We start from the raw sequence: 16,210 nt of genomic DNA, 5'->3' as shown, positions 1-16,210 counted from the left end.
CCCTAGAAAGACACAACTGCGGCCAGACCGACGGCCGTGGATTTTTCACCGCCGACATCAAAACGTGCCACGCCAAAATTTATTTCGACGTTTTCCGTTATCGCGTGGTCAACACCCAGTGCGATCATGCTGTCGGTATCGGCGGGCGTATCGACTAGCGTTGCAGTGGCCGAAAACGTCCAGTCATCCATCGCATACGCTCCGCCCAGCGTGGCATAGGTCGCATTGCCATCCGCGCCACCGGCACCATTGAAATGGGCCAGCTCGCCGATCATGCTCAGGCCGTTGCCGAAATCATGTGACACGCCTGCGACGTACCCTGTTTCATCGGAAGTATCGCCCGTACCTGCCGACAGATGCCGCGCGCCGATCCATGCTGTCGTATCGCCAAATTCTTGACTGTACTGCAAGGATACGTTGTTCAGCTTGCCGGTGTTGCCGACACCGCCAGCGGCAACAGAATTGCGCCCCCGTTTCGTGCCGATACTATCGCTCAGCGCTGTGTCGTCGGCATAAAACACCGCAAAAGACAACACACCACCAGCCGCGCCAACAGGTGTGTCGACCGTGACACCGATCATTTCGGCCAGTTCGTAATCTCCGGCAAGTGCGGTGCCGTAAAAGCCGGGCGCCTCATCCCATGCCACGGCAAAAACAGGGCTCAGCTTACCCACCGAAACCACTGTTTCGCCAAAGCCAAACCGCAGACCCAGTTCGTTTACATAAAGGCCCAGATCATCAAACTGGCGGTCATCACCGGCGTCTGTCACGGATTCCAGTGTCAGCCCGCCAAACGCGGTGATGCGGTCGCTCAAAGCTGCCTCGAAAGCGGCTTCTGCCGACAGATACGTATCGGTGATCTCGGCGTTTGGATCATCTGCGCGCACGGTGCTGTCGATGCCGACTTCGACGCTGCCTTCCCATGTGAATCGCGCATCCTGCGCCGCGACCGGGGAGGCACCTGCCACTGCAATGCCGTATAGTCCTGCGGTGAGTATCGTCTTTTTCATACTATTTGTCCTGAGAGAGTTCGTTCAACGTGGCTTGCATTTGCTGCTGGCTGGTTGGTCCTGATTTACTGGAATACGGCGTTTGGATTATCGAGACTGTCGGAACCTTCAAACCCGATCTGATCCAGTTCAAGCGTGCTGACCACACGCTCGATCGAGCGGGTCTGGTCGGTCAGGCCGTTTACTCCGCCCATGATCAGCGCTTCACCGCCTTGGTTGCCGCGCTCAAGCATCTGGTCATAGGCAAAGCCCGCCTCGGCGGCAGTTTTGATCCGGCCAAGCGCCATCATCGTGGTGCTCAGTTTGCCCTGCATTTCCGCGTCCAGCGCGGCATCTGCCTGTGCAACCATGTCCGACAAGGATGCGCCGGACACCATTGTCCCGTCTATGCGCACATATTCGCCCAGGTACACATTCTGGATACCCAGACCGTCATAGTAGTGGCTGTTGTGGGTGTTGTCGGAAAAACAATCATGCTCTTCCTCGGGGTCGTTCAGCATCAGGCCAAGGCGCATCCGCTCGCCTGCCTGTTCGCCATAGGAAAGGGACCCCATGCCCGTCAGGATCGCGGCCAGTCCGGCGTTTTCATCACTGGTCAGCGTTGTGCGTGCTGCACCGTCATCCTGCCACTGTGTGACCATCCATTCCAGATCGGACACCAGCAGATCGGTTGCGGCGGTCAGGTATTCGCCGCGGCGGTCACAGTTGCCGTTTGTGCACTCTTCACCCGTTGCGTAATCGGTCCATGCGCGATCACCCGCGCCATCACCATGACCATTCAGATCCTGCCCCCACAGTAGGAATTCAATTGCGTGATAACCCGTAGCGACGTTCGCTTCGACACCATCGGCCTCGTGCAACGTATCTGACAGCAGTTCCGGCGTTATGTTTGTTGCGTCGATTTCTGCGCCCGATAGGGTGAATTCGGGGTTCGCCACGATGTTGAGCGCCGCAAGTTCGTTTTCGTCAGATGCCCCGCCATAGGAGGAATCGACATAATCGATCAGACCCTCGTCCAGCGGCCATGCATTAACCTTGCCTTCCCAGTCATCCACAATTGCGTTTCCGAAACGGTAAACCTCGGTCTGCTGGTAGGGGACGCGCGCGGCGATCCACGCCTGACGCGCAGCGGTCAGGTTTTCTGCCGACGGGGCGTTCACCAGCGAATTCACGGCTGATTGCAGACGTTTGGCGGTGATCAGGCTGTCTTCATATTTTGCAGCGGCGATGTCGGCATAATTGGCCAGCACCTCGGATTTTTCGACAGCGAAGGCCGGGGCGGCAAGAGTCAGCATTGCGACAGTGGCAAGAAGGCGGGATCGGTTCATTTGGGATTCCTTTTAGTGATATGTGTTTGGCATGGGACAGGGCGCGGCCACGTCGCGCGGTGCGGGAAGGTGCATTCGCTTGAGCGCAAGGCCAAAGTTTGACGCAAGGGACGCAACCATCCCGGCCACATCAGGGCGCACCAGCAGCGTAGCGATCAACATCGCGTCTTCACGCTCTCCCGAGGTGGCGGTTGCGATGAAATTGGCAAAGCACGATTCGTCCGCGCCGAGGCATTTGCACTGCACCGAATGGCGCATCAGCGGTCTGCGCCCGTAGCGGGTGCAGAGCGTGCAAAGCTCTTCAAACGATTCGAATGCCTGACGCCCCTGATCTGCACCTAGTCCGTTTGTGAAATCGCTCCAGACACGGGATTGTGCCTCGGGGCCGTCACACCACAAACGCAGATAAATCACCGAGGCGGCCTCAACGCTGTCCAGTTCGGTAATCAGCCCGACAGGTGCGCCGCCGCGCTTGGCCTGCGCGCTACTCATTTCGTCAGGATCAGTTTGCCGGCCCGCGTGATGCGCAGGGTGTAGGTCTGGCCGTCCAGAATGATCTGCGCCAGATCGCCGTTCTCTGTCAGATCGCGGGCGGCGTAGGTTGGTAACGTGTCCATTGGCGCTTGCTTCGGGGGGGCTGAATGGAAACTCATGTGGAAAGGTCACTCTGGTTGCTCTGATAGTCGAGGAACCACTCAACGCTCCAACCCTCCGTTTCCGATGCGGCGCAGAGGGTATCGAACTTGGCGCGCTTGGGCTTTGAAGAATCAGGTTTTTCATAGAGGCGGGGCTTTTGTCGCGTGTCGGCTAACTGCATTTGGAAGTCCTCACATTGTGAACGTGTCGGGCTTCCCCAGTTTTTGGCGGGGTGGCTTGACGTGCGCTGTATCTGAGCGATTTAGTCAGGCATGTCAACCTGACAGATTTAGTCGGATATAATTTTCTGATTCAGTTCATCTGATCTGAAACGATAAATACGCAAATCTTTCGCACGTCGGTTGCAGGAAAAACTAGTGGCAGGGCGCGCTGGCCGGTTTGAAAAGAAAAACCGCCTGAAAACAAAAAAGCCGCCCGAAGGCGGCTTTTTGTAACTAGCTGGGGTTACTAGTCTAACTGGAGCGGGCGAGGCGATTCGAACGCCCGACCCTAACCTTGGCAAGGTTATGCTCTACCCCTGAGCTACGCCCGCATCCGTTAGTGGGGCTGATCTAGCCCTCTGCGCTGAATGCTGCAAGAGGTAATTTGACCTGATGAGCAAAAAAATTTGTTTTAAAGCAGCGCATGGACCAGAACGGCCAGTGAAGAGAAGATCAGCATAAGACTTGTCAGGAGAAACCCACCCGCGCGCAGCACCCTGATTTGCGGGGTGGATGACATGCCGATGCCGTGACAGACGCGCCCGATCAACAGGGTTGCGCCCATTGCGTGCACTGCGATGACAGGTGCGCCCTGCAGCTCGGCGCAGATCATTAGAACCAGAGCGAGGGGGACGTATTCAACAAAATTGGCGTGTACACGCATGCTTTTGTTTAGCGCGGTTTCATCAGCGCCATCGGGCGCTTTTTCTATCGCAATCCGTTCGCGGACAACCAACACGGCCAGAACAATGAATACCAGTGCCAGAAGGGCAGCGTAGAGGGGGGTAATCGTTAACATCATGATTTATTCCAATTCTACCAGTAGGTCTTTTGCGTCGATCTGGCCGCCCGCGCTGACGTGAACGGCTTTTACAACGGCGTCGCGTTCGGCGTGCAGGCCGGTTTCCATTTTCATGGCTTCGATTGTCAGCAACAGATCCCCTTCCTTGACCGATTGCCCCACAACAGCGCCCACGCTGGCGACGACGCCGGGCATCGGGGCGCCGATGTGGTTTGTATTGCCTGCCTCGGCTTTCGGGCGTTGCTGGGTGGTGGCTTTGACCAAACGGTTGGGCACGCGGATCACGCGGGGTTGGCCGTTTAATTCGAAGAACACTTTTACCTCGCCGTCTTCATTCGTATCACCAATGGCTTGCAGGCGAATCTCAAGCGTCTTGCCGGGGTCGATTTCTGCGGCAATCTCGTCGCTTGGCTCCATACCGTAGAAAAAGGTGGGCGTGGGCAGGGTGCGCACGGGGCCATAGATCGCATGGCGTGCCATATATTCGGTGTATACCTTGGGGTACATCAGATAGCCTGCGAGATCTTCATCGTCGATTTGCGCGCCGTCCAGTTGTGCGGACAATTCCTTGCGCACAGCCTCCAGATCTACGGCCGGCAGATGTGCGCCGGGGCGGTCTGTGTTCGGCTTTTCGCCTTTCAACACCTTTTTTACGATTTTTTCGGGGAATCCGCCGGGCGGTTGGCCTAGATTGCCGCGCATCATGTCGATCACGCTTTCGGGGAAGGACACTTCGGTATTTTCATCCTCGACCTGTGCACGGGTCAGACCCTGTGAGACCATCATCAGCGCCATATCACCCACGACTTTCGAGGATGGTGTAACTTTTACAATATCGCCAAACATCTGGTTCACATCGCGGTAGGTGCGCGCCACCTCGGGCCAGCGATCATCAAGCCCGAGGCTCGCTGCCTGGGCCTTGAGGTTGGTAAACTGCCCGCCCGGCATTTCATGCAGATACACCTCGGAGGAGGGGGCCTGCATGCCTGTCTCGAAGGCGGCATACTGCTGGCGCACTTCTTCCCAGTAGTCCGAAATTTCGCGCACCGCTGTCATGTCCAGCCCTGTGTCGCGGTCGGTGTGGCGCAGCGCCTCGACCACCGAACCGAGTGTCGCCTGAGAGGTATTGCCCGAGAAAGCATCCATTGCGCAATCAACCGCATCCACACCGGCTTCGGAAGCTGCAAGGATGGTGGCGCAGGCGATGCCTGCTGTGTCGTGGGTGTGGAAGTGGATTGGCAGGCCGACCTCTGACTTCAGGGCCCGCACCAGCTGGCGCGCCTGTGCGGGTTTCAGCAATCCTGCCATGTCTTTCAGACCCAAAATATGCGCGCCTGCGGCTTTCAACTCCTTGCCCATGGCGACATAGTATTTCAGATCGTATTTGGCGCGGTCGGGGTCGAATATATCGCCGGTATAGCAGATCGTGCCTTCGCAGACCTTGCCGGCCTCTTGCACCGCATCCATTGCGACACGCATGTTTTCCACCCAGTTCAGGCTGTCGAAGACGCGAAACACATCGACGCCGCTGTTGGCCGCAGTTGCCACAAAATGCTGCACGACGTTGTCGGGATAGTTGGTGTAGCCGACACCGTTGGAGGCGCGCAGCAACATCTGGGTCATGATGTTTGGCATACGCGCCCGTATGTCGCGCAGGCGCTGCCACGGACATTCCTGCAAGAAACGGTAAGCCACATCAAAGGTCGCACCACCCCAACACTCAATCGAGAACAGCTGCGGCAGGTTAGCGGCGTAGGCAGGCGCGGCCTTGATCATGTCGTGGCTGCGCATCCGCGTGGCCAGCAGGCTTTGATGGGCGTCGCGCATGGTGGTGTCAGTGATCAGCAACTGGCGCTGCTGACCCATCCAGTCAGCTACGGCTTGGGGGCCTTTTTGCTCCAGTAAATTCCGTGTGCCCATCAATGGTTCTGTCCGCGCGGCGGGGGGCAGGGGCGCGCGGGTAGCGCTGGCGGGTACGGGTTTACCCTTTGTTTCGGGGTGGCCGTTGACGCTGATGTCGGCGATGTAGGTCAGCACCTTTGTGCCACGGTCAAGACGGGCCTTGAAGGTGAACAGTTCCGGCGTCTCGTCGATGAATTTGGTGTGATAGGTGTTATCCAGAAACGTCGGGTGCTTCAGCAGGTTTTCCACAAAGGCGATGTTGGTGGACACCCCGCGAATACGGAACTCGCGTAGGGCGCGGTCCATCCGCGCGATCGCCTGTTCGGGTGTCTGCGCCTTGGCCGTCACTTTCACCAGCAGGCTGTCGTAGTAACGCGTGATGACCCCGCCGGAATATGCCGTGCCGCCATCCAGACGGATGCCCATGCCTGTGGCTTCACGAAATGCAGTGATGCGGCCATAGTCGGGGATAAAGTTATTGAGCGGATCTTCGGTGGTGATGCGGGTTTGCAGGGCGTGACCCTGCAGTTGCACGTCAGCCTGTGATGTCTTGCCCGTGGCCTGGGCGAGTGTCTTGCCCTCGGCAATCAGGATTTGCGCTTGTACGATATCAATTCCGGTGACTTCTTCGGTCACGGTATGTTCGACCTGCACCCGCGGGTTTACCTCGATGAAGTAGAATTCATCCGTTTCCATATCCATCAGGAATTCGACGGTGCCAGCACACTCATAATTCACATGGGCGCAGATTTTCCGGCCCAGTTCGCAGACATGGGCGCGCTGCTCTTCGGTCAGGTAGGGCGCTGGCGCACGCTCGACCACCTTCTGGTTGCGCCGCTGGACCGAGCAGTCACGCTCGTAGAGATGATAGATTTCGCCGTGGCTGTCGCCCAGAATCTGCACCTCCACATGGCGCGCTTTCAGGATCATCTTTTCCAGATACCCCTCGCCATTGCCAAATGCCGCTTCGGCTTCGCGGCGGCCTTCGCGCACCTTTTCCTCCAGCTCGCTTTCGTCATAGATGGGCCGCATCCCGCGTCCGCCGCCACCCCAGGATGCTTTGAGCATCAGGGGATAGCCAACCTCCGCTGCCTCGCGCTTGATCGCGGCCATATCCTCGCCCAGCACCTCGGTTGCCGGAATCACAGGTACACCCGCCTCTACGGCCACACGGCGCGCGCTGGCCTTGTCACCAAGGGCGCGCATGGTTTCGGCCCTTGGGCCGATAAAGGTAATACCATTGTTGGCGCAGGCATCGACAAAATCGGGGTTTTCGCTCAGCAAACCATATCCGGGGTGAATAGCGTCAGCGCCGCTTGCCTTCGCCACGCGGATCATCTCGTCAATACTGAGGTACGCGGCAACTGGGCCAAGGTCTTTGCCGATGCGATAGGCCTCGTCCGCTTTGAAACGATGCAGGCCCAGTTTGTCCTCTTCGGCGAATACGGCAACGGTGGTTTTGCCCATCTCGTTTGCAGCGCGCATGATGCGGATAGCAATTTCGCCACGGTTCGCGATCAGAATTTTGCGGAAATCAGTCATAACTCGGAGGGCCTTGTTCAAGAGGGTGTCGCATGGTTTGTGGCGCATGAAGCGCAGCCCCGCAATGCGTTCATTTGCCAGAGCTGCAGGTTTTGCTGACGCGACCGCTGGTTCAATCCGCTGTAGGTGGAGTTTGCGACAAATGGAGCCTGTACTTCTCCAGTCGGGGTGGACTTTCGTAAATTTGGCCGGATAAACCTAAATTCGCGAGAGTTTTGATCGGGATTGTTCGGGGAAACTGGCCGGCGCCCGTTTGACGTTGGCGGTGATTGCAGGACGCGCGCCAGCGGGGCCATCTGACAGTATTGATCTGCCCAAAGACGAGCGGTTGGGGATCAAGAAGTTCAAACAAACAGAAATGTGTTCAGTACGAAGGGGCCAAATCAGCTGTGCATCAATCATCGCTGCCACCGCAAAAGGCAACATCATATTCTCGCGTGAGATCGGTGCGCTGAAGATACCCGGAACGACAAGTATTCAGAGACTTGAGGTGGGCACCCGCAGGACTTTGCGTAACGGGCAGGCCTTTCCGCCCGGTAATAGCCGGTTCCAGTTTATCTCCGGAGAGGCCAAGCTGGGCGCGCTTTAGCGCGGTGTCAGCTGGATCGGGGCAGGTAGATCGCGCAGGTCGCGAACCCCGATCTGGCCCATGTTGGCGATCATATCCTTGGCCAGAATATCAATCAGGTGGTCAATGCCCTGCGGCCCAAGTGCGCCCAAAGCATAATGAAACGCGCGCCCCAGCATGACAAAATCGGCCCCCAGTGCAAGGGCGCGCAAGATATCCAGCCCACCCTCGATGCCGCTGTCGAAAATGATCGGCAATTGTGTCGCTGCGCGCACATCCGGCAAAACCTCGATCGCGGCGGGCGCGCCAGCAAACTGGCGGCCAGCGTGGTTTGATACCCAAATCGCATCAACGCCTAATCCCGCAAGGCGGGTGGCATCGTCGGGGCGCATCACCCCTTTGATCAGCAGATCACCGGCCCATTCATCGCGCAGCCAGCCAACATAATCCCAATCGGGTGCAGTGCGCAGCAGGTATCCTACATGCGCGGTGGGCGAGAGGCCGTTGGTGGCCGCGTTTGCGTATTTATCAAGGCCGCGCATGTGTGGCATGCCCCGCCTTGCCATGCCCGCAGCCCACGCAGGGCGGGTCGCCACCTGTGCCAGCAATCGTGGCGTCAGGCGGGGCGGATTCGTCAGGCCGGAGCGGACCTGCCTCTCGCGGCGGCTTGCCACAGGAACGTCGACCGTCAGGATCAGGGCAGAAAACCCTGCCGCCTTGGCGCGCGCCAGCATGTCGCGGCGGATCTCGGGATCACGGGGCGGATACATCTGAAACCATGCGTGTGTGCCCAGATGCGGTGCTGTGTCTTCGGGGCTTTGAGTCGCAACGGTCGACAAACAGTAGGGAATGTTTGCGCGCGCACTGGCGCGGGCCAGATGGCCTTCTGCATCGGGCCACATCAGGCCAGACATCCCGATAGGCGCAATCCCGAAAGGTAGGGGCAGATTGCGGCCCAAAAAACGGGTGGACAGATCGGGCGTGAATTCGCCGTGCAGGATAGAAGGCATCATGCCGATCCGGTCCAGCGCGCTGCGATTGCGCGCTTTGCTTGCTTCATCGCCTGTGCCGCTGTCCAGATATTCCCACACGAAGGGGGGGATTCGTTTCTGCGCGCGGCGGCGCAGGTCGGACAAGGCGGGGTATTTGGCGTGTAAATCCATAGCGGCATTTGGGCAGTGCCTGCATGAATTGTCTAGTGCGGGGTTGTCCGCTGAAGGCATTCAAAAAGAAATGACAGAACAATCTGTGAACACGGGTTTTCGACGGCATTGCTTTGCGCTATTTAAGACGCATGAGCAGTTTTGATGAAAATGCCGCCTTCGAGGGCGCCTCCCTGTCCGCACGTGCCATGGCCGCGCGCCCGCAGCCTTATCTGGATGGTCTGAACCCCGCGCAGCGCGAAGCGGTTGAGCAAATGGATGGTCCCGTGCTGATGCTGGCGGGGGCGGGAACTGGCAAAACCCGTGCGCTGACCGCGCGCATCGTGCATCTGCTGAACACTGGGCGTGCGCGTCCGAACGAAATTCTGGCGGTGACCTTCACCAACAAAGCCGCGCGCGAAATGAAAAACCGTGTGGGCGCAATGCTGGGGCAGCCGGTAGAGGGTATGCCGTGGCTGGGCACGTTCCACGCGATCTGTGTCAAGCTGTTGCGCCGGCACGCGGAACTGGTCGGGCTGAAATCAAACTTCACCATTCTGGACACCGACGACCAGCTTCGCTTGCTTAAACAACTGGTGTCTGCCGAAGGGATCGACGACAAGCGTTGGCCCGCCCGGATGCTGGCAAACATCATCGACGGCTGGAAGAACCGCGCGCTGACAGCTGACAAAATTCCTACAGCGGATGCGGGGGCCTATAACCACCGTGGCGCAGAGCTGTATGCCGCCTATCAGACCCGCCTGCGCGAGCTGAACGCAACCGATTTCGGCGATTTGCTGCTGCACATGGTCACGATATTCCAAAAACACGAAGACGTTCTGGACCAGTACCAGCGCTGGTTCAAATATATCCTTGTGGACGAATATCAGGATACCAACGTTGCCCAGTACCTTTGGCTGAGGTTGCTGGCGGGGGGGCATAAAAACATTTGCTGCGTTGGCGATGACGACCAGTCAATCTATGGCTGGCGCGGCGCCGAGGTGGGCAACATCCTGCGGTTTGAAAAAGATTTCCCCGGCGCGCATGTCGTACGGCTTGAGCAGAACTACCGCTCGACCCCGCATATCCTTGCCGCTGCATCCGGTGTAATTGCCGGCAACGAAGGGCGTTTGGGCAAGACCTTGTGGACAGAGGCGACTGACGGCGAAAAGCTGCGCCTGATCGGCCATTGGGACGGCGAGGAAGAGGCACGTTGGATCGGGGAAGAGATCGAATCGCTTCAGCGCGGCACGCGCGGGCTGCGCCCGTTCAGTCTTGATCATATGGCGATCCTTGTGCGCGCTTCCCACCAGATGCGCGCCTTTGAGGACAGGTTTTTGACCATCGGCTTGCCCTACCGCGTGATCGGGGGGCCGCGTTTTTACGAGCGCATGGAGATTCGCGATGCGATGGCGTATTTCCGTATCGTGACTTCACCGGACGATGATCTGGCATTCGAGCGGATCGTGAACACGCCCAAGCGCGGCCTTGGCGACAAAGCACAGCAGAAAATACAGATCACAGCGCGCGAAAACGGCACCAATCTGGTGGAAGGCGCGCGGATTTTGCTGGCGCAAAACGGCATCGGCGGGAAAGGCGGTGCGCAACTGCGTCTGTTGATCGAAGGGATCGACCGCTGGTCGTCCAAATTGCGTGGTCCGCGCATCGAAGTGAACGACGACAGCGTTCTGGATAATGGCGCGCCGCTGCGCATGGAATACGGCCCACCAGAGATCAATCATATGGAACTGGCCGAGATGATTTTGGACGAAAGCGGCTATACCGGCCACTGGCAAAACGACAAAACACCCGAAGCCCCGGGGCGGTTGGAAAATATCAAGGAACTGGTCAAAGCGCTGGAGCAATTCGAGAACCTGCAAGGGTTTCTGGAACACGTCAGCCTGATCATGGACAATGAGAAAGAAGGCGAAGGCGAGAAGGTCAGCATTATGACGCTGCACGCGGCCAAGGGGCTGGAATTTCCTGCCGTTTTTCTGCCGGGGTGGGAGGACGGACTGTTCCCCTCGCAACGTTCGATGGATGAAAGCGGGCAGAAGGGGCTGGAGGAAGAGCGCCGCCTTGCCTACGTGGGCATCACCCGCGCCGAAGAGATTTGCACGATATCGTTTGCAGCCAACCGCCGGGTGTTCGGGCAGTGGCAAAACGCGATGCCGTCACGGTTTATTGATGAACTACCCGAAGAACACGTCGAGGTTCTGACCCCGCCGGGATTGTATGGCGGCGGTTTCGGTGCTGCGACGATGCCCAAAAGCACGCTGCATGATGCCGCAGCCGAGGCGAACGTTTATAATTCGCCGGGCTGGCGCAGGTTGCAGGCGCGCGCTGGAAGCCGTGGGACAAGCCAGCCGTCAGAGGCGAAAAACATCACGATCGATATGACCGCGACCAGCAGTTTTGTGATGGGCGAGCGCGTCTTTCACCAGAAATTCGGCTACGGTGCTATTATCGGCATTGAGGGGGACAAGTTGGAAGTTGCGTTTGAAAAGGCGGGCGACAAAAAGGTCGTCGCCCGTTTTCTGACGGCAGCGGATGATGTGCCGTTTTAGGTCAGTTCAGTTCGGCGTGTGGGTGTCCACAAGGGTACACCTGTCCAGCCCACCCTGACGAGAACCCATTTACGGCCTCAATGCCCCGCGGGGCCAACGCGTTGGCCGTGTCCGCTTTGCAGTAGGCAAGGGCGACTTCGCGCGCTTCTTTGGCGGCCTTCCAGTCGAAAGACATGCCATATCCATGTGCGCGGTTGATCGCAAAGGCGCCGTATTTTCCCGGCTTCTGGCGACGCTTGTAACGGTCCTGAAGGTCATTTGTGGCGGGCCGGCTGAAGCCTTTGATGCTTTTTGCCTTTGGGTTCAGCCCTTTGGAGTAGGTCACGGCGTAAAGTGTGCAGGCTTTCCCACCCGCAGCATACTTACAGAATCGGTTTGCAGCCGATTTTACAGTGTCCATATTGTGAAAGTTGAGTCTGTAGCCGTAATCATCGGATCCTTCGCGCACGTAAAGCGCTCCGAAGTATGATTTCTGGCTGCGTTAGTATTTGTAAAATTCGCTTTGCTTACGGCCCAGCTTGAGATCGGCGACCGTGCCGATGATCACTGCGTTGCCGAATACGTTTGTATCGGCCCCGGCTGGGGCGAGGGCGGCGGCCTTTGAAATCAATTTCGAAATTTTACTCTTCAATTCAACAGGTTCTCTAATCGAGAAACAATATTGACTGAAATACGAACAGAAAATTACTGTAAACAATAATTAATTACGGAACAATTTTATGACGCGCATCCGCTCTCTGTCTTTGTTCGCGATGATCGTGATGCTGCCGATGATAATTTACTATCCCTACGAAGCGCTGGCGTGGAACTTGGAATTGTCGTCTCTCGATCCGGAACGTTGGACGCGCAATGATCGCTGGGTTGACCCTGATGCGCACATTGCGGTGCGAACGCGTGTTGTCTTTTTCACAGTTTGGGTCGTGCCGATTTTTTTTGGCACGCTGAGTTATCTGGTGGTGTTTTCCACGTTGATCCTGTTGCTTAGAGGGGTGATGTTTGATCCGCGCATTGCGCATCGCTTGCCCTGGATGGGGCTGCTGGCATTCCTGTCGAGTACAACTGCGTTGTTTGCGGGGGCGGTCAACCCGATGATACGGTCCTCGCATAATGCCGGGGGGGCCTTTGCCCCTGCGATTTTGGTATGACAGCGGTAATGTAGGCGTAGTATTTTCCGGTTTTGTTTTTTGTTCCTCGGATTGGTGATGCGCGAGGCAATCCGCGTTGCCCGCGAAAACGAGGAATTTATCTGATGGAGATTATTGTAAGGCTCGACGTCATGCTGGCGCGGCGCAAGATGAAGGGGAAGGAACTGGCGGATGCTATCGGGATTACCGAGCAAAATCTGAGCCTGCTCAAGTCGGGTAAAGTAAAGGGCGTCCGTTTCGAGACGTTAGCAAAGATTTGCGCGGTGCTGGAGTGCCAGCCCGGTGACCTCCTTGAGGGCAGTCCAAGAATCATAAACGGCGGCCCACAGGGAGGTGGGGCCGCCGTTCTGACAAGTGCATATTTCCAATCGGGAGGAACGGAACCATACATCTTGTACAGCGCGGGGTCATCGGGGAGGCGAGACACTGCCGCGTTGCATATTCACCCGCCGCCCAGTGGGAGGACCAGACAGCGGGGAATTCCGTAATTACTTCACTTGCTCGGACGCCTCGATTGACAGGCGGCGAAAATCTGCGCGGCAAAGACCCAGATCGGCCAGGTCGCGTGATGTCAGCGTGCACAGCTCGTTGTACGTTTGGCGATAGATTTTGCGCTGACGCATTTTGAGGGCGATCCCGTCAAAAAATGCTGCAATGCGGCTAGGCTGTGATGCGGCGGATGCGGTTGTATCGAAGTATGTCATTTTATTCTCTTCTTCATCATCGTTACTGTGTCTCGTTGTGATGAGTATCTAAGCTCAGCAGATAAAGCTTCAAGGCTCAATGCTGCATTGCAGCTATGCGCCCAGTGCAAGTGCGGCATTAAGTTAACTTGTTGTTAGAAAAATAAAAAAATTTTATGGTCCGAAATCCGGACGCTATTAGATGGTATCATATGCATGTTGAAAAAAAAGGCGACGACATCAGGGAGGAGGATGTCGCCGCCGAAAGAAAGGGGACCACCGGGAGGAGGATGGAGGCCCCTTAGATAATCAAGAAAACCATCGGGAGGATTGTTTTCATATACGTTTAATAATCCTAAATGCTGCAATTGCACAATGATTGAATTTGCAATGCTGCTATGCAGCAAGCGCAAGCGTTGATTCCGTGTAATAAGTATCCAACACGGTACGCAGCGCTGCGATGACGCAGGTTAGTGGTCTTGCAGATTTTTCTCAATCTGCCATGTCAGGATCAAGCAAATGGAGTAGCAAGATGTCCGTCACCAAAGCAGATGTAACAGCGGCCCTAGAGCGGATAAACCTGCCGGACGGGCGCAGCCTTGTGGCACATGATTTCCTGCGCGCACTTACAGTTGAGGGCGGCGTGGTGCGTTTTGTCATCGAGGCCCCTGATCCTGATACCGCCCGCTCGATGGGTCCGCTGCGCGATGCTGCGGAAAAGGTCGTGTCCGAACTTGCTGGCGTTACTCAGGTGTCGGTCGCTCTTACGGCGCATGGTCCGGCGCAAAAGCCGTCAACACCGCCACCCAGCCTGAAAATCGGCGGGCACCCCAAGCCGCAAGAAGGCCCGTCCAAACCGAGCGGGGTTCAGCGCATCGTTGCTATCGGATCGGGTAAAGGGGGCGTTGGGAAATCCACGATCAGCACCAATCTAGCTGTTGCGCTGGCCAGACAGGGCCGCAAGGTGGGGCTGTTGGATGCCGACATCTACGGCCCAAGCATCCCCCGTATGATGGGCGTTAACAAACGCCCTGCCAGTCCTGATGGCAAAACCATCATTCCGCTACACGCCCATGGCGTCACTTTGATGTCTATCGGCTTCATGATGGAGGAGGGTAAAGCCACGATCTGGCGTGGCCCAATGCTGATGGGGGCGCTTCAGCAGATGTTGGGACAGGTGGAGTGGGGCGAGCTGGATGTCCTGCTGGTTGATTTGCCGCCGGGGACGGGGGACGTGCAACTGACTCTGTGTACAAAGTCGGAGCTTTCCGGCGCGATTGTCGTCAGTACGCCGCAGGATGTAGCCCTGATTGACGCGCGCAAGGCGCTGGATATGTTTGCGACGCTGAAAACACCTGTGTTGGGGCTGATCGAGAACATGTCGATGTTTGTCTGCCCTGATTGCGGATCAGAGCATCAGATATTCGGGCAGGGCGGTGTTGCTGCGGAAGCTGATAAGATGGGTGTGCCGCTGTTGGGAACATTGCCGATTGATCTTGAAACGCGTCTGGCGGGGGATGGCGGCACGCCGGTAGCCGCCGGTGACGGTGCAATGGCGCAGGCCTACGCCCGCATTGCTGAAGGATTGATTAAGGGCGGTATGGCCTAACGGCTACAATCCGTCGGGGTCTTTGCGCTGGATCTGCTGTGCATAGAGGGTTGTGAGTACGCTGAAGATCAACAGCCCTTCGATGATGTAGATTGGCAGCTCCAGCGCCAGCACATAGGCGGGCTGGGTCAGTTCAAATGATGTGACCAGTGCCGTTAGAGTGGTGTTGATAAATGCCAGCCCCGCTGCGACACCCCACAGGGTGCGCGAAATGGGGCGCGTATATCTCCAGCTTTGCTTTATCTTTATTGGGCGGCCCAAAGCGGCGGCAGGCAGGATCAGGCTGAGGCGCAGCGAAAGCCACAACATCAACAGCTGCGTCACAAAAGTAGTTAAGAGCATGGAGATAAGGGCAGGCGTTTCTCCACTGGCCCCGTTATTATGGCCTGCCGCTATCAACGGGACCACCAGCACCAGCCCTGCCACCAGCTGGATGAAGGCCAGCGCCATGACCCGCCAGAGGTATCCAAAAACCAATGATGCGCTCATCGGGGAAGGGTTTCCTGTCTCGGAAAGGGTGTGCCGGTGCCACAGGATCGCCATCAACGCATAGCTTAGGATAAAAGTCGTCAGCAGGATCAGGGCCAGCTTCACCGATTTGACATTCTGCAATTCGGGGCCGGTCGGATCGAGCGTCAACAACTCCGGTGCCATGACTGCTGTGATTAATCCGACGCCGCACATCAGGACAAGCGCCGGCGCCACCACCGACACAGTAGTAAGCGGGCGGCGGATCACAAGGTTAAGGGCATGGCGCAGTAGGTCGACGGCGGAGTTCACATGAAACCTGTTTGCAACTGTTATGCTCTCTTTCTGACGTGTTCGCACGAGTATAACAAGACAAGCCGTAATCGCACCACCGCGGGTGTGTCGAAAATGATCTAACTTCATCCCCGCCCCGATCTCGCGAAATGGCGCTGCTAACGTATAATTCTGCGCCTTCCCACGCATTCTATTGGTTGAAAGGAGCGGGGCGCCTTGATGATTTGCAAAAGGTTCACGGCGTAAATGTCGCCGCAAAGCCCCGAAGCGGGGCAAGCGCCCCTTCGTATGGG

The 16,210-nt window shown here is 57.3% G+C and carries 16 protein-coding genes and 1 tRNA gene; 5 read left to right on the top strand and 12 right to left on the bottom strand.

The features are described 5' to 3' along the window. Nucleotides 1-2 precede the first annotated feature (2 nt). The 7 genes from OS189_RS08375 to OS189_RS08345 form a co-directional block, all read right to left on the bottom strand. Nucleotides 3-1,010 carry a porin gene (locus OS189_RS08375; RefSeq protein ID WP_267166843.1) on the bottom strand — a complete coding sequence of 336 codons (1,008 nt, stop codon included), beginning with the start codon at nucleotides 1,008-1,010 and terminating at the stop codon, nucleotides 3-5. 65 nt (nucleotides 1,011-1,075) lie between these two features. Further along, nucleotides 1,076-2,338 (bottom strand): imelysin family protein, encoded by a 1,263-nt coding sequence (locus OS189_RS08370; RefSeq protein ID WP_267166842.1) that lies wholly within the window; start codon nucleotides 2,336-2,338, stop codon nucleotides 1,076-1,078. Between the two features lie 12 nt (nucleotides 2,339-2,350). Then, complete coding sequence (locus OS189_RS08365) at nucleotides 2,351-2,830, bottom strand: hypothetical protein (RefSeq protein WP_267166841.1); 480 nt, start codon at nucleotides 2,828-2,830, stop codon at nucleotides 2,351-2,353. Then, nucleotides 2,827-2,991 (bottom strand): hemin uptake protein HemP, encoded by a 165-nt coding sequence (locus OS189_RS08360; protein WP_267166840.1) that lies wholly within the window; start codon nucleotides 2,989-2,991, stop codon nucleotides 2,827-2,829. Before OS189_RS08360 ends, OS189_RS08365 begins: the two co-directional genes overlap by 4 nt. A 461-nt stretch (nucleotides 2,992-3,452) precedes the next feature. After that, a tRNA-Gly gene (locus OS189_RS08355) sits at nucleotides 3,453-3,527 on the bottom strand. Nucleotides 3,528-3,607: 80 nt separating this feature from the next. Next, nucleotides 3,608-3,997 (bottom strand): MAPEG family protein, encoded by a 390-nt coding sequence (locus OS189_RS08350; protein WP_267166839.1) that lies wholly within the window; start codon nucleotides 3,995-3,997, stop codon nucleotides 3,608-3,610. A 3-nt stretch (nucleotides 3,998-4,000) separates the two neighbouring features. Continuing rightward, on the bottom strand, nucleotides 4,001-7,441 hold the full coding sequence (locus OS189_RS08345; RefSeq protein WP_267166838.1) for a pyruvate carboxylase: 3,441 nt from the start codon (nucleotides 7,439-7,441) through the stop codon (nucleotides 4,001-4,003). 253 nt (nucleotides 7,442-7,694) lie between these two features. Between OS189_RS08345 and OS189_RS08340 the strand changes: the two genes are divergently transcribed. After that, the gene (locus tag OS189_RS08340; protein WP_267166837.1) at nucleotides 7,695-8,030 is read left to right on the top strand and encodes a hypothetical protein; all 336 of its coding nucleotides are present in this window, start codon (nucleotides 7,695-7,697) and stop codon (nucleotides 8,028-8,030) included. Here OS189_RS08340 and OS189_RS08335 read toward each other — a convergent pair. After that, a complete protein-coding gene (locus OS189_RS08335) occupies nucleotides 8,027-9,172 on the bottom strand; it encodes an alpha-hydroxy acid oxidase (protein ID WP_267166836.1) in 1,146 nt (381 codons plus the stop codon). The genes OS189_RS08340 and OS189_RS08335 overlap by 4 nt on opposite strands. A 131-nt stretch (nucleotides 9,173-9,303) precedes the next feature. On the opposite strand from OS189_RS08335, the gene OS189_RS08330 reads away from it, so the two are divergent. Further along, nucleotides 9,304-11,718 carry an ATP-dependent helicase gene (locus OS189_RS08330; protein WP_267166835.1) on the top strand — a complete coding sequence of 805 codons (2,415 nt, stop codon included), beginning with the start codon at nucleotides 9,304-9,306 and terminating at the stop codon, nucleotides 11,716-11,718. A gap of 1 nt (nucleotide 11,719) precedes the next feature. On the opposite strand, the gene OS189_RS08325 is transcribed toward OS189_RS08330, so the two are convergent. Continuing rightward, nucleotides 11,720-12,166, bottom strand: a complete 447-nt coding sequence (locus tag OS189_RS08325; RefSeq protein ID WP_267166834.1) for a hypothetical protein — start codon at nucleotides 12,164-12,166, stop codon at nucleotides 11,720-11,722. Nucleotides 12,167-12,199: 33 nt separating this feature from the next. After that, a complete protein-coding gene (locus OS189_RS08320) occupies nucleotides 12,200-12,349 on the bottom strand; it encodes a hypothetical protein (protein WP_267166833.1) in 150 nt (49 codons plus the stop codon). An 88-nt stretch (nucleotides 12,350-12,437) separates the two neighbouring features. Here OS189_RS08320 and OS189_RS08315 point away from each other — a divergent pair, with 88 nt between their 5' ends. Both OS189_RS08315 and OS189_RS18760 read left to right on the top strand, forming a co-directional pair. Continuing rightward, a complete protein-coding gene (locus tag OS189_RS08315) occupies nucleotides 12,438-12,863 on the top strand; it encodes a hypothetical protein (protein WP_267166832.1) in 426 nt (141 codons plus the stop codon). Nucleotides 12,864-12,967: 104 nt separating this feature from the next. After that, the gene (locus tag OS189_RS18760; RefSeq protein ID WP_502226662.1) at nucleotides 12,968-13,351 is read left to right on the top strand and encodes a helix-turn-helix domain-containing protein; all 384 of its coding nucleotides are present in this window, start codon (nucleotides 12,968-12,970) and stop codon (nucleotides 13,349-13,351) included. Here the strand turns inward: OS189_RS18760 and OS189_RS08305 are convergent, their stop codons facing one another. After that, nucleotides 13,352-13,567, bottom strand: coding sequence for a DUF1127 domain-containing protein (locus tag OS189_RS08305; RefSeq protein ID WP_267166831.1), 216 nt, complete (start codon nucleotides 13,565-13,567; stop codon nucleotides 13,352-13,354). Between the two features lie 511 nt (nucleotides 13,568-14,078). Here OS189_RS08305 and OS189_RS08300 point away from each other — a divergent pair. Then, a complete protein-coding gene (locus OS189_RS08300) occupies nucleotides 14,079-15,155 on the top strand; it encodes an Mrp/NBP35 family ATP-binding protein (RefSeq protein ID WP_267166830.1) in 1,077 nt (358 codons plus the stop codon). A 3-nt stretch (nucleotides 15,156-15,158) separates the two neighbouring features. Here OS189_RS08300 and OS189_RS08295 read toward each other — a convergent pair whose 3' ends face one another. Then, nucleotides 15,159-15,935, bottom strand: a complete 777-nt coding sequence (locus tag OS189_RS08295; RefSeq protein WP_267166829.1) for a hypothetical protein — start codon at nucleotides 15,933-15,935, stop codon at nucleotides 15,159-15,161. Nucleotides 15,936-16,210 lie beyond the last annotated feature (275 nt).

The organism is Sulfitobacter sp. F26169L, from assembly GCF_026410285.1.
Classification (GTDB): Bacteria; Pseudomonadota; Alphaproteobacteria; order Rhodobacterales; family Rhodobacteraceae; genus Sulfitobacter.
Note: the sequence above shows the minus strand (reverse complement) of the source record. Positions and strands in the feature narration are given on the sequence as shown.

Excerpts from the sequence above, each read along its gene's own strand:
- OS189_RS08360 (WP_267166840.1), bottom strand. The coding sequence starts at position 2,991 with ATGAGTTTCCATTCAGCCCCCCCGAAGCAAGCGCCAATGGACACGTTA.
- OS189_RS08315 (WP_267166832.1), top strand. The coding sequence starts at position 12,438 with ATGACGCGCATCCGCTCTCTGTCTTTGTTCGCGATGATCGTGATGCTG.
- OS189_RS08350 (WP_267166839.1), bottom strand. The coding sequence starts at position 3,997 with ATGATGTTAACGATTACCCCCCTCTACGCTGCCCTTCTGGCACTGGTA.
- OS189_RS08365 (WP_267166841.1), bottom strand. The coding sequence starts at position 2,830 with ATGAGTAGCGCGCAGGCCAAGCGCGGCGGCGCACCTGTCGGGCTGATT.
- OS189_RS08335 (WP_267166836.1), bottom strand. The coding sequence starts at position 9,172 with ATGGATTTACACGCCAAATACCCCGCCTTGTCCGACCTGCGCCGCCGC.
- OS189_RS18760 (WP_502226662.1), top strand. The coding sequence starts at position 12,968 with ATGGAGATTATTGTAAGGCTCGACGTCATGCTGGCGCGGCGCAAGATG.
- OS189_RS08375 (WP_267166843.1), bottom strand. The coding sequence starts at position 1,010 with ATGAAAAAGACGATACTCACCGCAGGACTATACGGCATTGCAGTGGCA.
- OS189_RS08305 (WP_267166831.1), bottom strand. The coding sequence starts at position 13,567 with ATGACATACTTCGATACAACCGCATCCGCCGCATCACAGCCTAGCCGC.
- OS189_RS08345 (WP_267166838.1), bottom strand. The coding sequence starts at position 7,441 with ATGACTGATTTCCGCAAAATTCTGATCGCGAACCGTGGCGAAATTGCT.
- OS189_RS08370 (WP_267166842.1), bottom strand. The coding sequence starts at position 2,338 with ATGAACCGATCCCGCCTTCTTGCCACTGTCGCAATGCTGACTCTTGCC.
- OS189_RS08300 (WP_267166830.1), top strand. The coding sequence starts at position 14,079 with ATGTCCGTCACCAAAGCAGATGTAACAGCGGCCCTAGAGCGGATAAAC.
- OS189_RS08330 (WP_267166835.1), top strand. The coding sequence starts at position 9,304 with ATGAGCAGTTTTGATGAAAATGCCGCCTTCGAGGGCGCCTCCCTGTCC.